Source organism: Dysgonomonas sp. 511, from assembly GCF_010501105.1.
In the GTDB taxonomy this organism is placed as follows: Bacteria; Bacteroidota; Bacteroidia; order Bacteroidales; family Dysgonomonadaceae; genus Dysgonomonas.
Genome location: NZ_QVMQ01000041.1, coordinates 1 through 23,644 on the forward strand (window position 1 = coordinate 1; position 23,644 = coordinate 23,644).

25 protein-coding genes, 1 tRNA gene and 1 pseudogene are annotated in these 23,644 nt (G+C 34.0%); 13 read left to right on the plus strand and 14 right to left on the minus strand.

Annotated elements, in window-relative coordinates; all coding sequences use genetic code 11:
* Positions 1–294, minus strand: a 294-nt coding sequence (locus tag D0T57_RS13985; RefSeq protein ID WP_163274105.1) for a recombinase family protein, incomplete at its 3' end; no start/stop codon positions are given.
* Between the two features lie 394 nt (positions 295–688).
* Here D0T57_RS13985 and D0T57_RS13990 point away from each other — a divergent pair.
* Both D0T57_RS13990 and D0T57_RS13995 read left to right on the plus strand, forming a co-directional pair.
* The gene (locus D0T57_RS13990) at positions 689–1,198 is read left to right on the plus strand and encodes a transposase (RefSeq protein WP_163274106.1); all 510 of its coding nucleotides are present in this window, start codon (positions 689–691) and stop codon (positions 1,196–1,198) included.
* Between the two features lie 48 nt (positions 1,199–1,246).
* Positions 1,247–1,663 (plus strand): annotated as a pseudogene (locus tag D0T57_RS13995) (transposase); the annotation flags it as partial.
* Between the two features lie 510 nt (positions 1,664–2,173).
* Here the strand turns inward: D0T57_RS13995 and D0T57_RS14000 are convergent.
* The 3 genes from D0T57_RS14000 to D0T57_RS14010 form a co-directional block, all read right to left on the minus strand.
* Entirely contained in the window at positions 2,174–2,920 is a 747-nt protein-coding gene (locus D0T57_RS14000; protein WP_163274107.1) for a shikimate dehydrogenase, read from the minus strand.
* 11 nt (positions 2,921–2,931) lie between these two features.
* The gene (locus tag D0T57_RS14005; protein ID WP_163274108.1) at positions 2,932–3,486 is read right to left on the minus strand and encodes an OmpH family outer membrane protein; all 555 of its coding nucleotides are present in this window, start codon (positions 3,484–3,486) and stop codon (positions 2,932–2,934) included.
* Between the two features lie 86 nt (positions 3,487–3,572).
* On the minus strand, positions 3,573–4,187 hold the full coding sequence (locus D0T57_RS14010; RefSeq protein WP_163274109.1) for an OmpH family outer membrane protein: 615 nt from the start codon (positions 4,185–4,187) through the stop codon (positions 3,573–3,575).
* A 217-nt stretch (positions 4,188–4,404) separates the two neighbouring features.
* Between D0T57_RS14010 and D0T57_RS14015 the strand changes: the two genes are divergently transcribed.
* The gene (locus D0T57_RS14015; protein ID WP_163274110.1) at positions 4,405–5,862 is read left to right on the plus strand and encodes an aminoacyl-histidine dipeptidase; all 1,458 of its coding nucleotides are present in this window, start codon (positions 4,405–4,407) and stop codon (positions 5,860–5,862) included.
* 221 nt (positions 5,863–6,083) lie between these two features.
* A tRNA-Lys gene (locus D0T57_RS14020) sits at positions 6,084–6,156 on the plus strand.
* An 80-nt stretch (positions 6,157–6,236) separates the two neighbouring features.
* On the opposite strand, the gene D0T57_RS14025 is transcribed toward D0T57_RS14020, so the two are convergent.
* Together D0T57_RS14025 and D0T57_RS14030 are read right to left on the minus strand one after the other, a co-directional pair.
* On the minus strand, positions 6,237–6,824 hold the full coding sequence (locus D0T57_RS14025; protein ID WP_163274111.1) for a tyrosine-type recombinase/integrase: 588 nt from the start codon (positions 6,822–6,824) through the stop codon (positions 6,237–6,239).
* A 135-nt stretch (positions 6,825–6,959) separates the two neighbouring features.
* Positions 6,960–7,289 (minus strand): SH3 beta-barrel fold-containing protein, encoded by a 330-nt coding sequence (locus D0T57_RS14030; RefSeq protein ID WP_163274112.1) that lies wholly within the window; start codon positions 7,287–7,289, stop codon positions 6,960–6,962.
* 299 nt (positions 7,290–7,588) lie between these two features.
* Here D0T57_RS14030 and D0T57_RS14035 point away from each other — a divergent pair, with 299 nt between their 5' ends.
* Complete coding sequence (locus tag D0T57_RS14035) at positions 7,589–7,831, plus strand: hypothetical protein (protein WP_163274113.1); 243 nt, start codon at positions 7,589–7,591, stop codon at positions 7,829–7,831.
* Positions 7,832–7,835: 4 nt separating this feature from the next.
* Here D0T57_RS14035 and D0T57_RS14040 read toward each other — a convergent pair whose 3' ends face one another.
* The 3 genes from D0T57_RS14040 to D0T57_RS14050 all read right to left on the minus strand — a co-directional run bounded on the left by D0T57_RS14040 (position 7,836) and on the right by D0T57_RS14050 (position 11,492).
* Positions 7,836–9,173, minus strand: coding sequence for a DUF5053 domain-containing protein (locus D0T57_RS14040; RefSeq protein ID WP_163274114.1), 1,338 nt, complete (start codon positions 9,171–9,173; stop codon positions 7,836–7,838).
* Between the two features lie 66 nt (positions 9,174–9,239).
* On the minus strand, positions 9,240–10,910 hold the full coding sequence (locus D0T57_RS14045; protein WP_163274115.1) for a serine/threonine-protein kinase: 1,671 nt from the start codon (positions 10,908–10,910) through the stop codon (positions 9,240–9,242).
* Between the two features lie 33 nt (positions 10,911–10,943).
* Positions 10,944–11,492, minus strand: a complete 549-nt coding sequence (locus D0T57_RS14050) for a hypothetical protein (RefSeq protein WP_163274116.1) — start codon at positions 11,490–11,492, stop codon at positions 10,944–10,946.
* Positions 11,493–11,648: 156 nt separating this feature from the next.
* Between D0T57_RS14050 and D0T57_RS14055 the strand changes: the two genes are divergently transcribed.
* The 4 genes from D0T57_RS14055 (at position 11,649) to D0T57_RS14070 (ending at position 13,638) form a co-directional block, all read left to right on the plus strand.
* Positions 11,649–12,134 (plus strand): hypothetical protein, encoded by a 486-nt coding sequence (locus D0T57_RS14055; protein WP_163274117.1) that lies wholly within the window; start codon positions 11,649–11,651, stop codon positions 12,132–12,134.
* Between the two features lie 371 nt (positions 12,135–12,505).
* Positions 12,506–12,709: a hypothetical protein gene (locus D0T57_RS14060; RefSeq protein ID WP_163274118.1), complete on the plus strand. Its 204-nt coding sequence runs from the start codon at positions 12,506–12,508 to the stop codon at positions 12,707–12,709.
* A gap of 55 nt (positions 12,710–12,764) precedes the next feature.
* Positions 12,765–13,226, plus strand: a complete 462-nt coding sequence (locus D0T57_RS14065; RefSeq protein WP_163274119.1) for a hypothetical protein — start codon at positions 12,765–12,767, stop codon at positions 13,224–13,226.
* Between the two features lie 10 nt (positions 13,227–13,236).
* Positions 13,237–13,638, plus strand: a complete 402-nt coding sequence (locus D0T57_RS14070; protein WP_163274120.1) for a hypothetical protein — start codon at positions 13,237–13,239, stop codon at positions 13,636–13,638.
* A gap of 217 nt (positions 13,639–13,855) precedes the next feature.
* Here the strand turns inward: D0T57_RS14070 and D0T57_RS14075 are convergent, their stop codons facing one another.
* Positions 13,856–14,065, minus strand: coding sequence for an NUMOD3 domain-containing DNA-binding protein (locus tag D0T57_RS14075; protein WP_163274121.1), 210 nt, complete (start codon positions 14,063–14,065; stop codon positions 13,856–13,858).
* Between the two features lie 54 nt (positions 14,066–14,119).
* On the opposite strand from D0T57_RS14075, the gene D0T57_RS14080 reads away from it, so the two are divergent.
* On the plus strand, positions 14,120–15,769 hold the full coding sequence (locus D0T57_RS14080; protein WP_163274122.1) for a hypothetical protein: 1,650 nt from the start codon (positions 14,120–14,122) through the stop codon (positions 15,767–15,769).
* 159 nt (positions 15,770–15,928) lie between these two features.
* On the opposite strand, the gene D0T57_RS14085 is transcribed toward D0T57_RS14080, so the two are convergent.
* Complete coding sequence (locus D0T57_RS14085) at positions 15,929–16,540, minus strand: hypothetical protein (protein WP_163274123.1); 612 nt, start codon at positions 16,538–16,540, stop codon at positions 15,929–15,931.
* A complete protein-coding gene (locus D0T57_RS14090) occupies positions 16,533–17,837 on the minus strand; it encodes a site-specific integrase (RefSeq protein ID WP_163274124.1) in 1,305 nt (434 codons plus the stop codon). Before D0T57_RS14090 ends, D0T57_RS14085 begins: the two co-directional genes overlap by 8 nt.
* Before the next feature lie 303 nt (positions 17,838–18,140).
* On the opposite strand from D0T57_RS14090, the gene D0T57_RS14095 reads away from it, so the two are divergent.
* The 3 genes from D0T57_RS14095 (at position 18,141) to D0T57_RS14105 (ending at position 21,321) form a co-directional block, all read left to right on the plus strand.
* Complete coding sequence (locus D0T57_RS14095; RefSeq protein ID WP_163274125.1) at positions 18,141–19,331, plus strand: site-specific integrase; 1,191 nt, start codon at positions 18,141–18,143, stop codon at positions 19,329–19,331.
* Between the two features lie 62 nt (positions 19,332–19,393).
* Positions 19,394–20,143 carry a hypothetical protein gene (locus D0T57_RS14100; protein ID WP_163274126.1) on the plus strand — a complete coding sequence of 250 codons (750 nt, stop codon included), beginning with the start codon at positions 19,394–19,396 and terminating at the stop codon, positions 20,141–20,143.
* Positions 20,144–20,178: 35 nt separating this feature from the next.
* Positions 20,179–21,321, plus strand: a complete 1,143-nt coding sequence (locus tag D0T57_RS14105; protein WP_163274129.1) for an IS4 family transposase — start codon at positions 20,179–20,181, stop codon at positions 21,319–21,321.
* Positions 21,322–21,447: 126 nt separating this feature from the next.
* Here the strand turns inward: D0T57_RS14105 and D0T57_RS14110 are convergent, their stop codons facing one another.
* Entirely contained in the window at positions 21,448–22,263 is an 816-nt protein-coding gene (locus D0T57_RS14110; RefSeq protein WP_163274127.1) for an SDR family oxidoreductase, read from the minus strand.
* A 27-nt stretch (positions 22,264–22,290) separates the two neighbouring features.
* Positions 22,291–23,469, minus strand: a complete 1,179-nt coding sequence (gene uxuA, locus D0T57_RS14115) for a mannonate dehydratase (RefSeq protein ID WP_163274128.1) — start codon at positions 23,467–23,469, stop codon at positions 22,291–22,293.
* Between the last annotated feature and the right edge of the window lie 175 nt (positions 23,470–23,644).

Below are 23,644 nucleotides of genomic sequence, written 5' to 3' on the forward strand. Positions count from 1 at the left end.
GAAAACAATCTCGACATCGCTTTCTAACAGCCGACTGGTAAATGCTACATTGCGGGAGAGACGATCCAATTTGGCACAAATTAGAATAGAAACGGTTTGTCTGCATTGTTCTAATGCTTCTGCTAATTTAGGACGATGATTATTTTTACCTGTTTCCGTTTCTATATACTCCTTGAGAATTTTTGAATTATCCTTCACATATGTATTTATAATCTCTCGCTGAGCTTCAATGCCTAGTCCGCTGATTTGTTGTTTTATAGTACTTTGACGAAGATATGATATATAGGTTTTCATACAATTGATGTCAAATTTGCAGAAACTGATGGCTCCTTAATTTATCGTTAACTCTCTCAGCAAAGGTAAAAACTATATAAATCTTGTAAAAGATGAGGCAGACCGAATGATTACTAAAAATGCAGGCTTTTAACCTTTGTAGATAAACAAAGAAGGTGTCCTCTTTTGGGACATTTACTTTTGCAGTATTGAATTTAATGATATACAGTGGTATCTTTGAAAGATAAGAGTTGCAGTGAACTAACTTTGAGACTAGTCTTTGATGACTATAGGGTGAATCAGACTGCAACTCTCTTTCTCGGAGGATTTTAGCCAGTTAGAATTTTAGGTTTAAAGGCCTGTTAAATGTATTAGCTGTTCCTCCTTCATTGTTTAATACTGTAAATACAAAGTTATGAATTATTCTCATTTTGTTGGTCTTGATGTTGGGAAAAAGACTTTTGATGCTTCCCTGATGCCTTTGGAAGAAAAAGAATTAGCTCATGGAATGTTCGACAACACACCTGAAGGTATTTGTGGATTGTTAGCCTGGATTTCTTCTCATGGCTTAAGATTGAGCAAGACCCTATTCTGCGCCGAAAACATGGGCAGTTATGTAATAGATTTATCTATGGGGAGCATTACCCATGGTTTTGATTTGGCTCTGGTATGTCCATTAGCGATCAAAAAATCCATCGGTTTACAACGTGGCAAAAATGATCGTATTGATGCAAAACGGATTGCCGGTTATGCTGTTCTTCATCATCGTAAGTTAAAACTCTATCAGATACCTGATATGAATTTAACCCTATTACGCTCATGGATGATCATACGAGATAATTTAGTCAAAGAAAAAGTATCTATTCTCAAACTACAGGAAACCCTTTATAATACTGCTAAACTTACAGATTTTCTAAGTACATGACAAAAATATCATAGGGTTCATATTTTCTTTAAAATCAAGTTTATCTAATATGTAGGCAGTAAGCATCAAAAAGAGTCTCTAAAAGACTTAAAATCAGTGTACAAAGCTGTAAATAAAGAAACGGCAGAGGATAAATTGGATGACTTAGAACTCAAATGGGGAGAACAATATCCGATTGTTATCAAATCATGGCGGGACAATTGGGAACGCTTAACAGCCTATTTTGCTTATACAGAAGGTATACGCAGGATTATTTATACCACTAATACGGTTGAAGGCTATCATCGCCAACTTAGGAAAGTCACTAAAAACAAAGGAGTTTTCCCAAATGACACAGCACTGGAAAAACTGGTTTATCTGGCCTATCGTAACATTAGGAAAAAGTGGACGATGCCTATATCAAACTGGGGGACAACCGCTCAACAATTGGCTATAAAATTTGGACAGAAGTTCAAATTGTTATAATTTTACCGCTCGTCGGGACGGGTGCTCCCGCCCTTTGCCGCGAGGCGATCCCCGAGCGATGAGTTATTTTATTGATGAAAAAACGCTGACACAGTTTATCGGACACTTCCCGGACAGGTCATCAATCTTTAGAGATTGTATAATCCCAATTTTCTTTATATTTCTCTTTAAACCATGTAGGAATATTAATTGTTTTAGAAAATGTACCTGATTCAACTCCATCGTAGCCTCTAAACAATAATATTGAATCTTTTTTAACTTCAACGCAATAGAAATATTCAACTATTGTTGCCTTCTTGAGTCTATCAATAATTTTAAAGGACTTTTATGTACTGTACCCAATAAGAGGGAAACATCTTCATACCATTCTGCAAAAGTTTTTATATCAATATCGTTTGCCATAATTTATATATTAAGTTTTATGGTGCTAATGTAATGAATTTATTTTAAAATAGAACATTTATGTAAACTGGGATATAGATGCCAAAATTAATTATCTCCATAATCTCCTTATTTATTGTTCCATATATCCCATGATGCAACCGCCTGTAGAACCAGCATCTCAGCGCCATTCTTTATTGTAGCTCCTTGTTCTTTTCCCAAACGGAGGAATTTGGTCTCGTCGGGATTATAAACAAGGTCGTACAACAAATGGTTTGGGGACAGGTAATGGTAGGGTATTTCGGGAGCAGTATCCACATTTGGAAAGGTGCCTAGTGGCGAAGTGTTGATTACTACTTTATGATCCGTCATTATGTCTTTGCTCAGGTCGCTGTACGAAAATTGCCCTGCTTTGGGTGTACGCGAGACGAAAGTATAGTCAATACCGAGATTCTCCATACTTTTGGCTATTGCTTTCGATGCTCCCCCTGTGCCAAGTATGAGGGCTTTGCGGTGAATTGTAGTATCCAATAGGGGTTTGATGGAGTTTTGGAAGCCTATTATGTCGGAATTGAAACCGATAAGTCTAGCCTTATTCCCTTCGTGCAACACTTTAATCACGTTTACCGCCCCGATGTCCTTAGCCTGAGGGTCTATATCGTCCAGATATCTTATTACTTGTTGTTTGTAGGGTAAGGTAACGTTTATACCTCGTAGATTCGGATGCGACGATATTATCTCCGGGAAATGGGATATATCGGGTATCTCAAATTTTACATACTGGGCATCTATATCTTCTTTCTGAAATTTCTCGGTAAAAAAGCGTGGAGAGAAAGAGTGGGTCAGTGGGTTACCTATAATTGCGTATAAGTCCATATTTTAAAGCTTTATTCTGGTAATTCTTTTTTATAGCGGCTATTCATTTGCCGGATAATCTTGTCTGTTATATTGTACTGGTCTTTTGCCAGCAGTATATTATCCATACCTTTGTTGGTAAATATTACTTGATAATCAGCTGCTTTGTTATATTCTTTTAAGTTCACCAGAAGGGAATCGTTAACCCTATTGAAAAGTTCTGCTTTTTGATTCACCTGTTTGTTCTGGTGTGCATTTTTCAGGTCTTCTATACTTTTTTCCTGCTTTTGTATCCGTTCATATTCCAGTTGGGCACGTTCGGCAGAGGCAAAGTCATTACTGTTTATTCTTTTTGTAAAGTTGTCTATATCGGAGTCATGTTGAGCCTGTTTTGTATCTATCGCCTGTTGTAATATTCGTGATTCTGTAGCTAGCCTTTGGTTTACATCCTTTACCAGATTGTAATAGACCAGCACTGAGTCTACATCTACAAACGCAATAGGTAAAGCTTCTGTAGGCAGTTTTTCCTGGGCTTTGATGCTAAGGGTTGACAATAGGATAATTGCAAATAGTATTTTCTGTTTCATAAACATATTGTTTGATGACGGGAAAGTATAAAAAAATAGGATAACTCCATTCGTAGTCATCCTATTTTTTTATACTTTGTGCTTATTTATTTTGCTGCTTCCGGTTTGTAACGGCTGTTGAGCAATTCTGTTATCTGTTTTGTGATATCGTATGAATCTTTCGCCAGCAAGATGTTGTCCATACCGGTATTGGTGAAAATCATCTGATAATTGGCTGTTTTGTTATAATCTACAAGGCAGAGGCGTACTGAATCAGCTATCTGGCTGTTTAGCTTTGCTTGCTCTTTCAGGTAATCTTCCTGTAGGCGTTGAGCCAATGCGTGAAGGTCGCTTTCCATTTTTTGGAGGCGTGCAGATTCTTGTTGCATACGTTCTTGACTAAGGAAAGCATTATTTTGGGCTTTGCGCTGGAAGTCTGCAACTTCGGCTTCGAAATCTCTTTGTTTCTTGGTAAGTGTTGCGTTCGAACTATTCGATTTTTTCATCAACGCATCGTTTGCGTCTTTGTATAGATTGTAGTGTGTAAGTAGTGAATCGAGGTTAACATAGGCTATAGGCAATACACTTGTTGAATCTCCTTCGGAAAAAGTCAACGACTGGGATTCTTCTCCACCTTTTTTGTTTGATGTAAAAAATAGGATAAACAGGACAATAATTGCTACAGCAAGAACTCCATTGATTACATAAGAGATATTCTTCATTTATTCTTTTGCATTTATAATTAATCCAAAACTATTATCTTTTCCCGAAATAAAAGCTTTTTCGGAAACGACTTGGCAAAGATATAGCTTTATGTTAAAACAAAACTATAAACAGACCTTTAAAAGATGTAAAAAAATTGTTTTTTATAGGTTATCTGCCTATTTTTATCTGATGTTAATGAAATAAATGTGATTTTATCCAAAATTATAAATAGATATGACAATAAAAGAACTGAAGCCGGGTATTGTTTGGAACTACTTCCACGAACTGACACGTATTCCCCGTCCCTCTAAAAAAGAAGAAAAGGTGATTGCCTACCTTCTTGAGTTTGCAAAAAAGCATAATCTGGAAGCGAAAAAAGACGAAGCCGGCAATGTGCTCATCTATAAGCCAGCGACTAAGGGTATGGAACATCTGCCTACCGTTATCTTGCAAGGACATGTGGACATGGTATGCGAAAAAAACAGGGATACGGTACACGATTTCGACAACGATCCGATAGAAACCGTAATAGACGGTGACTGGTTGAAGGCAAAAGGAACTACTTTGGGTGCCGACAACGGAGTGGGTGTTGCCGCAGCTCTAGCTATATTGGCGTCGGACGATATACAACACAGCAATCTCGAATGCCTGTTCACTATAGATGAGGAAACAGGGCTGACCGGGGCTTATGCTTTAGGTAAGGATTTTCTGAAAGGCGATATCCTTATCAACCTCGATACGGAGGAAGAGGGCGAAGTGTATATCGGTTGTGCCGGAGGAAAGATAACTACAGCTACCTTCACGTATAAAAAAGAGGATGTTCCTGCAAATTATTTCTGGTTCAGGGTTGAAGTGAAAGGACTGAATGGTGGGCATTCGGGCTCGGAAATCCATAAGGGGCTTGGCAATGCCAACAAGATATTGAACCGCTACTTGTGGGCAATGAGCCGGAAATATGATTTTGCATTGGCCGAAATAGATGGAGGCAACTTGCACAACGCCATTCCGCGCGAAGCTTATGCAATAGCCGGTGTGCCGTATGGCCGGAAAGAAGATGTAATTGTAGAAATGAATCTGCTTGCACCTCAAATAGAGGCCGAGTTGAAGGCTGTAGACCCCAAGTTGGAAATGACGGTAAAATCTACGGATACTCCTTCGTTTGTGGTGGATAAAGATACTACATCCAACTTGTTGAATGCCATATACGCCTGTCCTCACGGTGTGCTGGGTATGAGTCACGAAATACCGGGACTGGTGGAAACTTCTACAAACCTTGCATCTATAAAAATGAAGGAAGGTAATACGATTGTGATAACCACAAGCCAGAGAAGCTCGACCGACTCGCTGAAAGACGATGCGGGCAATATTATCAATGCAGTGTTTACCCTTGCCAAAGCTGAAGTGAAGCATTCGGAAGGGTATCCCGGGTGGCGTCCTAATCCTGATTCGAAAGTGCTTGCCGTAGCTAAGAAAGCGTATAAGGACTTGTTTGGTAAGGATGCTGAGATTATGGCTATCCATGCAGGGCTTGAGTGTGGGTTGTTTCTTGAGAAATATCCGCATCTGGATATGATTTCGTGTGGCCCTACTATCAGGGAAGCGCATTCGCCGGAAGAGAAGGTGCAGATATCATCTGTAGATAAATGGTGGGTATTCTTGTTGGAGATATTGAAGAATATTCCTGCGAAGTAATAAACTTTCAATGTATTTTTTAGAGGGGGTATCGAAATGAAAAAATAGACATACCCTCTTTTTCTTTGGATATTTTCTTCCCTATTATTTTGCGTATTTAAATTATATTTACGAAATTCGTGCCCGATTTCAACATATATAGAGCGAATGACTTTTTTCATTTTAGGTATCACTAATTGACAAAAAGTAAGTCTGTTCATAAAATATTGAAAATAAGGAATGACTCCGTAGCTCAGTTGGTAGAGCAACTGACTCTTAATCAGTGGGTCAAGGGTTCGAGCCCCTTCGGGGTCACACGCTGATAATAAAGCACTTACACTTTTGTTTTGTAAGTGCTTTTTCTTTCAGGTGGCAACAAAGTGAATAACATTCTTTCAAAATCTCAACAAATCATAGGTTTCCAAAAGTTCTTCCTGCCTCAATCCAAGATATTTTCTTGTAGTCTTAATATCGCTGTGATTGAACAGTTCGGATAATTTCACAAGAGCCATTTCAGAGTTATCCCCTGCATTATTATATACAGCTCGTCCGAACGATTTGCGAAAAGAGTGGCTTGAAAAGTTGTTGATTTTCAAATTATATTTGGTCTTGATTTCTTTAAGGATAACATTTACTCTTTGGATAGAATAAACACAATTCTTTTGACTCATAAAGCAAGGAGACGAGATATTGACAGGATTGATTTTATCATAGCAATCCTGAATATGTTTTTGAAGTTGGGAGTTGATTTTGATAATTCTCTTTTTACCTGTTTTCTTTTCAATCAGTTCAAATGTATCAGATTGTAATAATTGTCCCCATGTAAGAGTTAAAAGGTCGCCTCCTCTCAAACCGAAGAAGGACCCACAGGCAACCAATAGAGAAATTTTGTAATTACCATCCTTATATAATTTTCTTATCAGATTTAGCATTGTGTCCCATTCTAAAAAATCTGATGTCGTATTTGAAAATTTCAGGCTCATAATATTCAGTTTTATATGATTTTGATTAATAGTGAATGTTTTATTTATAGCTTAATTTGATTGGTGCATTTATAATACTGTTTATTAGTTATTTATGAAATAATATTCAGAAATTATGAAAGTGAACATTTTAGATTAGTCCAAAATTGTAATCAGATTTTCGTATTTGAAACTTCTCCATGCCTGTATCTCAATATCGAAGTAGGCTTGACAATTGTAATATTTGCGAGGAGCACCATAACCATTAGTATTGTTGTTTACAACCCTTTCAAGTAGAGTTCCCCATGCTTCACGTATCGAACCATCTTTCTTTCTGTATAAGAAGTGAGCCGTTCCATTCATTAATTGAAATTGTAAAGCTTCAATCAATACTGATGTTTGAAGTGATTGTGTCAGGTCATAGCCCTTGATGACCATATTTGTGGCTCTATTGAGCAATGCTAAATTGTTGATAGTTGTTTTCATATATTTAATTTTTAATACCATTTAGAAGGCTTATTCCACCCCATTAATTCGTATAGGGTTTCTAATGCGTGAATTCTTGAAAAGCATGAACAAACTTTACTTCCCTCAGAGTTCCAAACTCCCCAACCTGAGCCACTGCATCCGATACTATATTTTCTATTATTTTTCATTATCCTGTCATTTAATTACAATACAAATATATGACATATATTTAATATATGCAATAATACCTCAAAAAGAATATTGCATTTATTTACTATTTGTCATATTTGTTCTATATTTACAGAAAATTAGAAAATATGGAAATTGAAAACAAACAGGAAAGAACTGTTATTCATCTTGAAATAGATGGGAAACATTACTATTTCGGCTCTATCGCTAATCTTTGTGAATATTTTGATAAGGATGTGATTGGTATTAGTTATGGAAGTCTACGAAACTATGGATTGTCAGCAGATAACCCATATCAAAATAAGAGATGTATTATTAGAAAAGGGGTGTTATTGGCAAAAGCAACAAATAGAGGGAGAAAAGCAGAATAAATACCTATTCTTTCATTGATTTAGATATATCTTTCAATGTATCTGCGATTTCATCTAAGGCATTAGATAGGATTTCAATCTCTTTCTCGTTTAGTTGGTATTGTTTTCCATTGATAACATCTGCATTCAATTTGTGATATAACCATGAATGGGTTTTACCAAAATATTTTTTCGCAATAGTGGATAAAGATATATATGGCAGGATGGGAGCTAATTTCCTTTTGATTGTCAATAATTCAGCTAAACTGCTGTTCTTATGTAAAATAAAAAGATACTCTGTAACAGTTTTTGACCTGTTTTGTAAGTTCCGACCTCCCCTGTATGCCAAATGCTCAATTTTCTTGATTTTCAATTTCCCATACTTAGACAGAATGCCTATCATCTCATCATAACTAATGAATCCTTCATTACTATAAGAGATTATCAGATATTTGGTATTTGCTTGATTTATGAGGTTTTCAAATGTTGTATGTATTCTATTCTTATTGTTGTAATGGGATTTGTTATAATTCTTCGGGATACCACTAACTTTACTTACTTCACAATCCAAGCTATTAGAACAAATAGTATTCAAAATATGATAGTTAGAGCCATACGGATGTTGATTATAGGGGCAATCAATATATATAACATCAGTTTTGCGTAACTGCGAAACCAATATGTTTGCATCTATCTTATGTACAGTAACATTACAGTCGAATTTTGAAAGCACAGGCTTTTTCAGTTCTATTTTACCTAATATTCTCGCAAGAGAGTTTTCTCCTTTACCACCAAATTTCCCAATCCCATTATCTGTGTAGTAGCCTTTGAATACTCCACTTGTATTAGTATGCACACTTGCTTCATGTAATAATGGAGCAAGAAAATATTTTTGATACTCAATTGGGATATTATCTATTTCATCTCTGATTGTATCTATTATTTTTGCATTTTGAGATGTATAAAAGCACCGCTCACCTCTTTTGATATTGTTATCATCTTTGGGAGCGTAATGGCTATATATTATTCCGTCTTTCTTAATAAAGGTGTTTAGTTTGTTGATAATCTGATTATAGTATAAGGCATATTGCTCTGTGTTGAAATCTGATTTATTCGTTAAATAACACTCGTTGATAATTCTACTATATTCTTCTAAATCATTTACAAATAAGTTACTGGAATGTTGTTTCAACATACGAGCTACTATTCCCGAACCGCTAAACAAATCAACACAATCAAGTTTCTCTTTCTGTAATTTGCTTTTTATTTCGATAACTGCCTTTTCAATATGGGGAAGCAAGGTTCGCTTATTGCCTAAATAGGTTATGATTTGTGTAGTTAGAAACTCCTTATTTTCGTTCATGAATACAAAAATATCACATATATGTGATATTTTCTAAAAAGTAACTAAATAATGAACCTATATTGGTTATTCCACATACTCCATCCATCTATATCCCTTTACATTTTTATATCGTTTGAATATGTAAAGTAAATCATTAGCATGTACACCAAGCCCTATTAAGTCTTTTTCGTTGAACATCATTGAATATAATTCTTCCTCTTTGGAAAATAAAGAATGATACAGAGAATATACATCGGATGCCGTTTGCATATAAACCTGATAAGCTTTTCGGTAAATTTTCTCAGCATCTTCACATTCTTTTTCAGTTTGAATAATTGAATACTTCTCGTAAAATGTCAACCAAAAAGGAGCAGACACCTTGTAAATGCTATCAAGTACGTCTTCTTTTGCTTGGATTGAAGGTATCTCTTTGTTAATATATTCATTCAATTCTGAAATAAGAGATTTTTGGTAGTAATCTGCTGAAATCTTCCGGTACTCGATAGCTATTATCTGATTAAAAGCTGCTCTTTGTGGAGACCATTTCATTTGTTCTCCATACTTATTGCGTATTTTGGCACATTCAGCTATTTTCTTCAATCTTATATTTCTTGAATATTCCTGATTGCTATTAGCGGTATAGGTTGTAGTAAATTCTTGTTTGCATTTTTCTATATATTGCTCAAAAAGAACCTGAGAGATAGTGTCATTTAATGATTCTTTGGGGTCATAGTATTTACCATAATATTTTTCACTATTAAACTCTCTGCGACTAAGTACATTACTATTATCCCTTTGAGGTAGTGTGGTGGTTGGTTCATGTGTGGTGGTTGTGCTTTGTGACGATGAGGGCAGCACTGTGTCTCGAATATGGGATATACTATCATTTGCCTGTGAAGTAATATCCAATTTCTCATCTATCTTATTAGATGACTGATATATATAGATGCCTAAAACCAATACAATAAAAACAATCAAAGAAAGAATAAAAATTCCTTTCCCTGATTTTGGCTTTACTAAAAGATAGCTTTGTATCTCGCTGACACTTTTAAATCTATCTTCTTTATTTACTAATAAACATTTATTTATAAGTCCTTTATATAAAGAATATATTTTTGTGTCAGATGTTTTTCTAAGGACATATTCAATAATTTTTCCAAATCCATAGATATCGGTTCGTTGGTCAAGACTTTCTCTATTTGACTGTTCGGGAGCAGCATATAACTCAGTTTTACCAATAGCTAATGATTGGTAACAATCTGTGTAAGAAAACCCAAAATCAATAAGTTTTACATCGTGATTGATACTTGTAATAAGTATGTTATCCGGTTTTAAATCCAAATGAAGGATTTGGCGTTCATGCAAATAGCTTATTGCCGATAATAGTTGTTTTATTAGTTTGTCAAGGTTGTTCTTATCGTCAAAATAATTAGGATTAAGTTTTATAAAGTCAGTTAGTGTAAAACCATCAACATAATCGGTCAGAATATATAAACTATCTTGGTCTTCATTTTTAGATATATAACGAACAATATTAGGATGGTCAAGAGCGTACCCTATCTCAAATTCTTTCTGAAAAGCTGCTAAATAAAGGGAATTGTCAGCGTAAATCTTCTTCGGGCGTTTTAAAAAATGCCACTTCCCATAGATGAGAACCTTGTATGTATCACTTGTAGCACCATTCGACCGAATAGCCTCTATATCAGTGAACGCAAAAGGGTTATTAATATCGTTATCGAAAGAAGAACTATCCATGCTAAATGATTATCTCGCAAAGATATAAATGTTTTACAGAATGGATAGTGAGGTTATCCCCGAAATCTTTCCTGCTGTGAATTTCCCCATAGATACATTATTTCTAATCACATTGGATATGATTAGGGGATAGTTCAGAACAAAGTGGTTTACCTCAATAAGGTCATCGGGAAGAAGTTTACTGTTTAATCTATCAATCACTGTAAATTTATTACTCTCAATATATTCAACTGTTACCACCCTATCGGGAGAATAAGTAAATCTGATTTTATCCCCTGCATTAAGTGTTTGTATATCTATTTCCTCGATAGTTGAAAATGAAGAATTTCCCGATTGGTCAAGGCTTTCTAATAGTTCATCCCAATTCTTATGGTCAAGATAACGGGCGATAGTGTCTAATGTGTATAAGCGAGGTTCTTTCACGCCTTCTATCAATCCTAATAATCGCTTAATGGTATTAACCCCTATCCGTTGCCCTGTGTGTTTCTCTATGTCAAATGAGAGGTGTTCAATATCAGATGAGTATCTAATATCCTTACCCAATTTAGTTTCCAACAATTTTTTGATTACAGGAGATAGCATAATATGTGTTTTAGAGGACAAAGATAAAGTAAAATATAATTGGTTTTTCACTTTGGATGAATTGGATGAAAGGGATTATTTGGATTTAAGTTATTCAAAATAAGGATATTATTTTTGAGTCGATATTATAATATTCACAATTAAATTTATTCATTTATGAAAAAAGCATTATTTACATTTTCACTATTGACAGTAGTATTACTCATGTCAAGTTGCGGTTCAATCAGTAAAACAGGTTATGTTGCACCATTTGCCCGAACAGAGGTACATACGGATGTATTGAAAGCTGATTTAGACATCAACAAAAATAAAGTCGAAGCCAAAGCAAGTTCAACTTATCTGTTTGGTTTTTGGCGGGTGGCAGGAGATAATAAATTCACAGAAGCAAAAGATGCAGGATTAAGTAACTCTATTTTTGGAGGACGGATTGATAAGGTAAAAAGTGCAGCCATGTACAAAGCATTGCAGCAAAGCGATGCTGATATGCTTATCACACCGAAATATGACACTGAAACAAAAGGTTATTTGTTCGGTCTTATAAAGACCTATAAAGTAAAAGTAAGTGGCTACAATGCAAAGATAAAAGACCTACATCAAATCGAAGTGCCTATTGAAAAAACAGTAAGGACAATAGGAGATTGATTTTTACAAATAAGTTTTAGCAATAGCCACCCTTTATAATTGTTTTTCCGAAACAATCGCCTATATTTGCATCAATGTTAAGACGATAAGTTTGGTGGAACTCACTTAACAGGACATGTTATTATAGAAGCGTTTTAGCTTTTATCCTTGTATTGAAAACGACCAATTTTATTCCGAAGGGTAAACAGTAACAAACGCTCATGCTTTCGCATATATGCTCCAAGTATATATTTAGAATGGCGTGGGGGTGGCTGTTTGTTTCGGAAAAGGTGCTTGGTCGTACCTCAATACAGATAAACTGAACATTTCCCACGCTTCTGCATTTTTATCACCTTCTATTTGGGAAATAGGAAGAATAAAACAAAATTGTTATGTATCAAATTGGAGAAAAGGTCAAATTAGTTCTTGATGGAAATGTTTATGTAGTGAAAGATGTAATTCCTAAATCTATTAAAATCTCTAGTCTTTTAGAAGAAAATATTGTTTTGAAAAACTTTCTCTATGAAATCGGAAACGAAGAATACTCAAGTATAACATATGTTGAAGAGTCCTATTTGTCTACGATAAACGAATGAATTTATAAAAAACGAAAAATTGGATAGTAGTTCTACGTCTAAAAAATGATATATTATGTCTGAAAAAATTAATTTAGATGATATTTGGGATGCTCCTAATATTAGTGTAGGAGAAAAATTGTATGGTACTCTTTTATTTTTTTTATCTAAGTGGTATGTTTGGGTAGGAATCTTTCTTTTTATTTTCTTCACTTGTGTTGGTGGAGGTAATGTTAAAACTAGTGAAGATAAAAGTCAAAATCAATCTATTGAAAAGACTATAATTCAACCCAAAGATATAACGGTTGTTAAAACGGGTAGTCGCATGTCAGGAAGTGTAATAGAGGTGTATGCCAAAAATATTTCAAGCAAAATTCTGAATGGTACTGTAATCATAAAGGTTAATTATAATGATGGGAGTTCACATCATGAAGAAAGACCTTTAAAAGATTTCTATCCTGAAGAAGTAAGAGAAATTGGATTTCCAATATATCTTGATAGAGGAGGATTTAGTTCATATTCTTTTGTAAATAAATAAAATAATTGTCATGAATAAAATTAAATTAATTGCATTAGTTCTTGTTAGCATTGTAGCGATTTGTATAAGTCTATATTCTTGTGAGAATAATACCAAAAATACTTCTACCAAATCCACCACACAAATGAAAGAGAATGATAACATCTATAACAAAGTAAAAATAGTGAGAACAAAAAAAGAAATAACCCAAAGTATGCGTTATTTGGATGTAACAATAAGAAATATATCAAATGATGATTTAAGTGGAAAACCAATTCCAATAATGGTTCATTATGAAGATGGCACTGTTGAGCGTATAGAAATTTCCAAACCAATATTTCGTTCAGGAGATACAGAAAGCTGGGCTCTTGTAAGTAAAAAGAATGGATTTGGGTCAATTGAGGCTATATCTTGTGAGTTGGCACGTAATTAATCTAAATCACATAAAACAAAAATGTATCAATAAATACCTCTTTACTCTATTTTTATTGATACATTTTTAATTTTACAAACAAGATAATCCATACTCCATTAATTTATTTATACCCTCATGCATCTAATTTAATAATATCCTGAAATACAAACTATTAAAATGAAATCCATGAGGATATATTAAATCAGAACCAATTGCCAAACGTGTCAAATCATAGTCATTTATCGTCATTATCAACAGGTTTATTTGGAATCCCTTGCCAATATTGCTTCATTTTGGTACTGATTTTCATTTTTGTCTCCTCACTTCGTTCCCGTCCATAGTTAGGGTTGTTAATTCCTTGCTTCTTTACCGACATTCTTGTCTTAGTTAATTCGCTCGCTTCTCTAAATATTCGTGCCATATCATCTGTAATTATTATTTTCATTATTCTTGACTTTTTTCTTTATTGAACTATATTTATATATAAATATCTGATAAGATGGAAAAAGAGACTTTTGACCCCGAAAAAATCAAATTAAAAAGAGGGGAATTTTTACAATACTATATAGATGGGCTTGGCATTGACTATATAATAAAGAAACATAAAGAATATAGTATCCTTACACAGGACGAAAGAGATTTCTATGAGCAATATAACCCAATACAAACAAAAGCTAATTGTGTTGGCAAAGTTCCCGAATCTTTGATATGGGAAGAAATCGAAGAAAAGATGAGGCAAGGAATGGAGAATTCTTTAAATGACTATAAAGCAAGGGATATTGAGAGAAAACTTAATCAAAAGCCAATAGGAAAACAGCATGAGCTAAAATTACATCACAAATTTACTTACCTAATACATTTATTCTGTTCCCGATGCACCAACAATGAAAATGGGCAGACTAATATCAATGCAGAATTATTGAAAAATATTATTGGTGATGAGTACAATTTAGCTCTTTATACATTGAATAGAATCGGATTAATATATACTATTGGTGGTTATGTCATCGGGAAAAAATCAAGTGCCTATCGTTTACATAACAATTATGTTCATTCTATAAGAGTGAAGCAATCTTCCCATCTGCAAGTCAAAAGATATATTGACAAAGCTACTGACAAAATTGAAGCCCATAAGAAAGCCAAATTTCAACGATTGACAGATAGAGATAAGTTCATAGTTGAAAGGTATGATAATTGTTTATCAAAGCTTAAAATGACCCGAATAGATGAATGTAAAGATTTTATATTAACAGGAAAAATATATGAGGATAATAAACCTATGCAAAAGAAATATTACAAGAATATATTTACAAAATATATCATTCAAGAAAATGGTCCTTTCAAAATAACTGAAATTGATAATGATAATCGTATATATCATATTCTCACAAATACACCAAAAGATTTAAAAGAATATCTTAATATAAAATTCTCTATTGATATTAAGAATTCACATCCATTATTACTAAATAAACTATTGTTGATTTATTGTATTGATAATGAATTGTTTAATAATATTATAAATAAAGAAATTAAACATATCAATATAAATAATATACTTATTTCCAATAGTAAACTATATAACCGTTATGTTTCGGAGAATATTCATAATGATTTAATATACAACAATATAAATGAATTATTGAATGAGGTGGGAAATATCCCTTCGGATGTTAGACAATATATATACAAAACCTCCAAAGGTCAGATGTGGGAGGAATTATTGGATGCTTGTGATGCTAAGGGATTGAAAGCTGATGATAGAGGGGAACTGAAAGCTCAAATGTTTGCGGAGGTTTTCTATTCCAAGACCCGAACAATCACTTACAAAGAATATGGTAGCGTCTTTAAGTCTATCTATCCGAATGTATATAATGTAATTAATAAATTAAAACCGAAAGGAGAAGAAACAAAATTGAGCCATCTTATTATGAAGATGGAGAGTGAGCTATTTCACCAAATTTTGGAAAGAATATATAAGCAAACGGAATATGACGCAATTAATATCCACGATGCGGTAACCATCCTTGATACCCCGAATAACGAAAATTGTAAGACTGACGAAATAGAAACCATAATGAGGGATGTTTACAACAATTACAATCTATTTCCGACTTTTTCTATTGACCGATATAGTAAAGAACAGTAGCTCAAATAGGCTTAATATAGTTCAAATACAACTGCTTTTCTACTTTGGAAAATATTAGTGTGTTAATAAACAGGGTGTAATCCAAGTTCAATAGCACCCCATAGTTTAATAGCTTTTACTTGGACGGATACCGCTTGTCTGCGTCGAAGGGGTGAATAATTACATTTCTTCTTTTCGGTAGCGTTCCAATTCCTCAATATTAAAGGTATAGGGTTTGACAGCAGTAGATACAGGTTTGATTTTTCTTTCAAGAAGAGTAGTTAGCTTTCGGTCAGAGATTTGAAGGTACTCACAAGCCTCCTCTCGAGAATATACCTTTTTATTGGGGTCAAATTTGAATTTACTATCGATATAATCTTGAATGATTTGATTGATTTCTATCGAATTATCTTCTTTTTCAGATTGGGCTGTAGGTGAAATTACAGGAGATGAAGTTAATTGCAACTCAGATATTTTATTTTCCACATAGTTCTTTAAAAATCTGAATAATGGGATTTTCTCTTTTGAAGTATTAATTACCATCATGGACATATTGGTGTCAATCGAAGAGACTTTTGGTTCTTTCAATTTAGCCTCTTCTTCCATAATATAACTCTCAAAGCCTTTAATATAATCATCTATAATATAAATACAGTCTTGAAGTTCAGTTTTTACATATATAGTATCATCTGAATATTTTTGTAATAGTTCATTAATGTAATTATTGAAAATTGATGAAATTTCAATGTTACTTTCTGCACTAACACAGCGATTCCATAACTTTTTACTCATCTTTATTTGTCATATTAGCTAACAACATTGTACTGACTTCTTTAAATACAGGAAATTTTTCATTTTTATGAACATAACCTTGCGTTATAGTAGTCGTTTTCTGAGACAACATATCCCGAATATCATCATAAGAATAGCCATACATTCTTGTATGGGTAGCGAAAGAATGCCTTGTCCAATATGTTGATAGTTTTTCAATCCCAAATTTTCCAGCTATTCGTTTTAATGATTTATTTACCCTTCTTTGATATTCCTTAATTTTCTCATATCGCTCCTCTACATCTTGTATTTTCTCATAGATAGGAAATAAATAATCATTCGGATTTTGAGATTTGTTCGCATGTCTATCAAGAATTTCTTTTATAGCATCATTCAAATACACAGGGGTGGATTCAGGATTATTTTTTGTTCTCTCTGTCTTTGCACGAACAAAATGAATATATTCATCACCTATGTCATCAATAAACCGATTTCCTATTTTTAAATTAAGAATATCAATAAAATTCATACCATGACAAAGGTATGAAAATATAAATAAATCAAGAGCTAATAAGTCGGCTGTTACCTTGTCTTGAAAATGTTCTTGTTGGTATTTAAACAAGGCTTGCATCTGCTCGATAGGTAACACCAAGTTTCTTGATTGTGCTGTTGGTATTACAAATTTGTTTTTTCCAAATGGAAAATCATCTCTCCTTGCTACCTTCTTCACATCAATTGCATAATTATATACAGCCCTCAATGGTCTTAAATAGATTCCAATAGTACCACTTCCTTCTGTAAAAGCATTTTTCACATATTTGCGAAGAAAATCAGGAGTAATATCTCTAAAATATAATTTGGTTTTATATCTTTTCAAATGGTTAAGAGCATCTGTATAGCTTTTCACAGTACCATACTTCTTCTCATCCCTTTTGATTTGGATAAACTCTTCATATATGGAATAAACATCTTTTGTTGATTTGGTATTTGAATGGTAGATACGATTGAACTCATCAAAAGAGAAATTATCTTCTATTTGGTCTATAATAGATTTGGCTTCATTCAATTTCTTTTCGGCTTCTCTTCGAGCATTTAAAATCTCAGGTTTTCTTTTTGTAAATAAATCCTCAAACTCAGATTCTGATAGATAAAAATCTTTACTAAGAAGATAGAAACGGGATTCTCTTGCACAGGTTATACGAATTTTAAGAGGATATAAATTTTCTTCAATATCGCTTTTCCCGATTTTGGCTTTCTGTTTATCCCCGATAGCCTTTCTTTTATCTAACCTTATTGATGCTGTTGGTGAATATTTCATACTTTAATAATTGGTGGCAACAAAATGAACAACAAAATGTGTGAAAATATGTAAAATGATGTAATATTACAAAGATACAAAATGTTATAACAATCTGTATCAAAAATAATTATGTATAATGTTGTAAAGTGATGAAATTTACAAGAGCCAACTCTTAATCAGTGGGTCGAGAGTTCGAGCCTCTCCGGGGTCACCAGAGAATCAGCCACTTACGAAAAAGTAAGTGGTTTTTTTATGTCTTGTTCCTTGCTTTTTTTAACGGATTTAGCATACAAAGTTAAACCAAGAGTTAAACCAAAAACCATGGTTAACATCTTGTGTTACAAATCAAAAACGCTTGCAAATGGCGAGCATCCGTTAGTAATTCGAATATGTAAAGATGGAAAGAAGAAATATCAAAGTCTTGGCATATCTATTAATCCGAAATATTGGGACTTTGATAAAAACCAACCAAAACGAAACTGTCCAAATAAAGAGCAAATATTACAATTAATAACAGAACGTTCAAAAGAATACACAGAACAAATTATTGAATTAAAGACAATTAAAAGGGATTTTACAGCAAAATCATTATTCGAAAAAGTAAATGGAGCAACAAAACTAAAAACTGTTCAATCCTTATTTGACATTCAAATTCAACGTCTTATATCAGCCAATAGATTAAAATACGCTTTGACTTATAAAGACTTGATGAACTCTTTGATTAAATTCAATCAGCATTTGGATATATATTTTTCCGATATTGATATTACTTGGCTAAAGAAATATGAAACTTGGTTACGTGGCTGTAATTTGAAAGAAAATACAATCGGCATCCGATTTCGAACATTGAGAGCCTTATATAATCTTGCTATTGAAGAAAATGTTGTTAAATCAGAATATTATCCATTTGACAATTACAAAGTATCCAAATTGAAGCAAAAGACCGCAAAACGCTCTATTGTCAAAGATGATATTATGGCTATTATTAACTATCAGTCGTTCGATAAGGAGATACAGTTTGCAGTTGATTTATTTACATTCTCCTATTTTATGGGCGGTATTAACTTTGTGGATATATCCAGACTTACAAGCAAGAATATTGAGGATGGCTATTTATGTTATATAAGGAAGAAAACGAAACGGCTTATTAAATTGCCATTACAAGAAAGGGCTATTGAACTGATTCATAAATACACTAATCCTCAAAACCCTTATCTGTTCCCGATTTTAAACAATTATCATAAAACAGAGCAGCAAAAGGCTAATAGAGTTCACAAAATAATAGGTAAAGTCAATAAACGATTAAAAGACATTGGTAAAGAATTAAATATACCTATTGACTTAACAACATACGTTGCACGTCATAGCTTTGCGACTGTTTTAAAACGTTCTGGTGTAAATACTTCTATAATAAGTGAGAGTTTAGGACATAGTTCGGAAAAGGTTACTCAAATCTATTTAGACAGCTTTGAAAACAGTCAGATTGATGAAGCGATGAAGAATTTGTTGTAATTGTAAGACCGTTTCTTAACCGAAGCGGTCTTATTTTTTATCTTTACCAAAACTTTATCCTTATGTCACAAGAACCCGCTTTCTATATCCAATCCTTCTTCTTGAAAGAGATAGAACCTCTTTTACAGAAATACTATGATTTTGATTCCTCTATGCTAATAGATGAAATCAAACACTCTGTTGAAAATAGTGGAATAAATTACATAACCTTTGAAAACGGAATAGCAAACGTAAATTATCAGAAAACATTCTACGAAAACCCCAAAATGTTTTTTACAAACTCCGATTATCCATATAAAGATATTGCAGACGAATACCCCCAATATTTTGACTTTGAAGGTGACGATGAAGAAAGAATCAAAGAAGATTATCTGGCATACCTCTGTTTAGCCTATATGGGATATATCTATTACAAACAGAGAAACAACCTCTTTAACAACTCTATACTTATAGAAGCATTTAACTTAGAATATAACTCTATCCTACATAATTCCATTTACCCCGAAATGCTATCCCTGTACAAGATAATATTAGAATCAAAGAAATATAAACACCGAGGAGATAAGGTAACACTTTCCTATAAGCAAGACAAAATAGATATAAATACCGCAGCATGGTTTCTGGATGATATGGAAGAATATTTCAAAAACCGTTTTCCTGACCTCACCTTAGACAAAATCAATCAACTGTTACCACCCAAAGGAAAAGCAGGGAGAAAATCAAAAGACCCCTATACAATGATTATTATATGGGGAACATCATTAGTGTCCACTAAAAATTCGCAATCGTTCTTTGAAACATTTGAAATATAGTTAGTTATAGGGGTTTTTCGTGCGAACGGATTTCAATTTTCAATAAATACGTTTTTGCTCAGTTAGTCACATTCCTGGATAGAAACCACTTCAATTACCTTGTGCGCAAGTTTGGTGGCGACAAATATGTGAAGTTCTTCACTTGTTGGAATCAATTGCTCACATTGATGTTCGGACAATTATCAAACAGAGAGAGTTTACGTGATCTCATAGTAGCTTTGGAAGCTCATCAAAAGAAGACTTACCACTTAGGTCTTGGCAAGTATGTGACCAGAAGCAATTTAGCAAAAGCTAACCAAAATCGTGATTATCGTATCTTTGAAGCATTTGCTTATTACATGGTAGAACAAGCACGCACTAAACGTAAGACTGATATTTTCAAACTTGGTGGAAATATCTACGCTTTTGATTCTACCACCATAGACTTGTGTTTAAGTGTTTTTTGGTGGGCAAAGTTCCGTAAGAAAAAAGGTGGTATAAAAGTACACACTCTATATGATGCTTTCTTCCATATAACGACAGCGTCAGTGCACGACAGCAAAGCTATGAACGAGATTCCTTACGAAACAGGTGCTTATTACATCTTTGACAGGGCTTACAACTGTTTTAAGAGTCTGTTCAGAATAGAATCAATCGGTTCTTATTTTGTTGTCAGAGCAAAGTCAAATTTACAGTTCAAAGCAAAACAGTGGAAACGTCGATTGCCGAAGAATGTATTATCTGATGCAATAGGTGAATTGACCATTTATAAAAGTTCCAAAGACTATCCTATGCAAATACGTAAAGTGTGTTATTGGGACGAAGAACAGAAACGAGAATTTACATTCCTGACCAATGCCATGAAACTCTCACCGTTGCAAGTTGCCGAACTTTATAAAAACAGATGGCAGGTTGAACTCTTCTTTAAATGGTTCAAACAACATCTTAAGATAAAAAAGTTCTGGGGGAATACAGAAAATGCTGTAAGAATACAAATATATTCTGCAATTACGGCTTACTGTCTGATAGCAATCATTCAACACAACTTAAAACTGGATAGGACCACATATGAAGTTCTTCAAATTTTAAGCATATCACTTACGGATAAAACCTGTTTGAAAGACCTCTTTAACAAAACTAATTTCAAAAATGTCAAAGAACGAAGCGGTTCAAGTGAACCAAATTTATTTAATTTTTAATCGTCCATTTTTTTTTAGTGGACAGTAGTGAAATGAAAAAGCAATTCACGAATATAGTGAATTGCTTTTTATCGAAACTCTAATCGTATAATGTTTAATTAATATGCGATCTGATTCATTATGAAATTATACCCCACTGAAAGCACTGAATCCACCATCTATAGGCAAGACAACACCTGTAATAAAGCTGGCAGCAGGACTACATAGAAATTGTACTGCTCCATTCAACTCGGTAATATCCCCAAAACGTCCCATTGGCGTCTTAGCCAAAACTTTTTTACTTCTTTCAGTTAATGACCCATCAGGATTAATGAGTACTGCTCGATTCTGGTCACCAATAAAAAATCCGGGAGCAATAGCATTCACACGCACACGATCACCATATTTCAATGCCATTTCGGTAGCAAGCCATTGAGTAAAGTTACTTACAGCTGTTTTAGCCGCTGAATAACCTGGAACACGGGTAATAGCTGAATAAGCTGCCATGGAAGACACATTAATTATACATCCGTTTTTCTGTTCTGCCATTACTCTTCCGAACACCATTGAAGGATAAACCGTACCATTCATGTTCAGATTGGTTACCTTTTCCCATTCGGCAATAGGCATATTGAAGAAATCTTGGTCAGGGGCTAAGGTTCCACCTGGTGTATTACCTCCTGCAATATTCAGGAGAATATCAATTCGTCCCCACTTTTGTACGATTTGAGATGCTACTTTTTCGAGACTCTCTATATCAAGGACATTTCCGACAAAGCCAATAACCTCGCCACCTGTCTTTTTCAGTTCCTGAACACGGGCATCCAATTGTTCTTGTCTCAAATCCAATGCTACAACTTTTGCTCCTGCTTGTATAAAACTCTTAGCAATGCTGCCGCCTAATACTCCACCAGCACCTGTAATAATGGCTACTTTGCCAGTAATATTAAATTGTTCGTTCATGATTATATTATTAAAATGCTTTTGTATTTAATTATTCGCTTGTAATTCGTTTCGTACAGTAGCGATTACGCCATCAATTTGTCCGAGAGCCAGCATACGCCCATGAAACGAATAACCCGGATTATATCCCTTATCGCCATCACCAAGCATCAATCGTCCGTGATCGACACGCATCGGTAGTTGAGGATTTTCCTTTTCAAATATCCGTACTACGTCTATCAGGTGACCCCTTCCTTCAAGATGGTCAGCTTCTACAAAATCACCATTCGGCAATATATTAGTACTACGCAAATGGACAAATTTGGTGCGGAATGCAAATTTTTTTGCCATTTCCGGTACATTATTCTGTAGCCCGGCACTCAATGATCCGGCACAAAATGTAAGTCCGTTACAAGGATGATCCACTGCATTTAAAAGCCAATTAATATCCTCATCGTTAGTCACAATGCGGGGCAATCCTAATAATTGGAACGGAGGATCGTCCGGATGAACGCACATATTAATGCCATATTCGTCACATATAGGCATTATTTGTTCTAGAAAATATTTCATATTTTGCCGTAAAGCATCTTTATCAATACCATCATACAATGCAAGCAGTTTTTTAAATTTTGCAACAGGATGTTGATCGGCAGAAGTAATATTTCCGTTTACAAAACCTTGTGTTTTTACAATAACGGTATCAACCAATTCATTCTTTTCGGCTTGGGTTATTGTTTTATTCAATTCTTCAACTTTTGTCAGTATTTCGGGAGAATAGTCTTTCTCAGCCCCCTCCCTTTCCAGAATATAAATCTCGAAATAAGCAAATTTTACTTTGTTGAAGTAAAGCGAAGAGGTTCCATCCTCCCATTTGTAATCAAGGTCAGTACGTACCCAGTCAATAACAGGCATAAAATTGTAGCATACTGTTTTGATTCCGGCGACGCCTAAATTTTCAAGACTATCAATATAATTTTCAATTAACCTATCTCTATCTTTTCCTCCATATTTTATAGCTTCACTGACCGGAAGGCTTTCAACTACCGACCATTTCAGACCGGCATCTTCGATGTACTCTTTCATATCGAGAATATCCTCCAATTGCCATACTTCTCCATTAGGTATATCATGTAGAGCTGTCACAATACCCTCTAAACCTATTTGTCTGAGCATATCCAAAGTGACCTTATCTTTCTTGCCAAACCATCTCCATGTTTTTTCCATTTCTATTTATTCTTAGTGTTTATTATCTGACTGTCCATTCGTCATAGTACATGACAAAAATAGGATAAAAAGGGGGATAATTAACTGATAATAAGCCTGTTATTATTTTGAAAAGACCTTGATTTTTAGTATCTTAGAAAGAAAAACTCCCCAGTTTTTCATAAGATGGAAACCA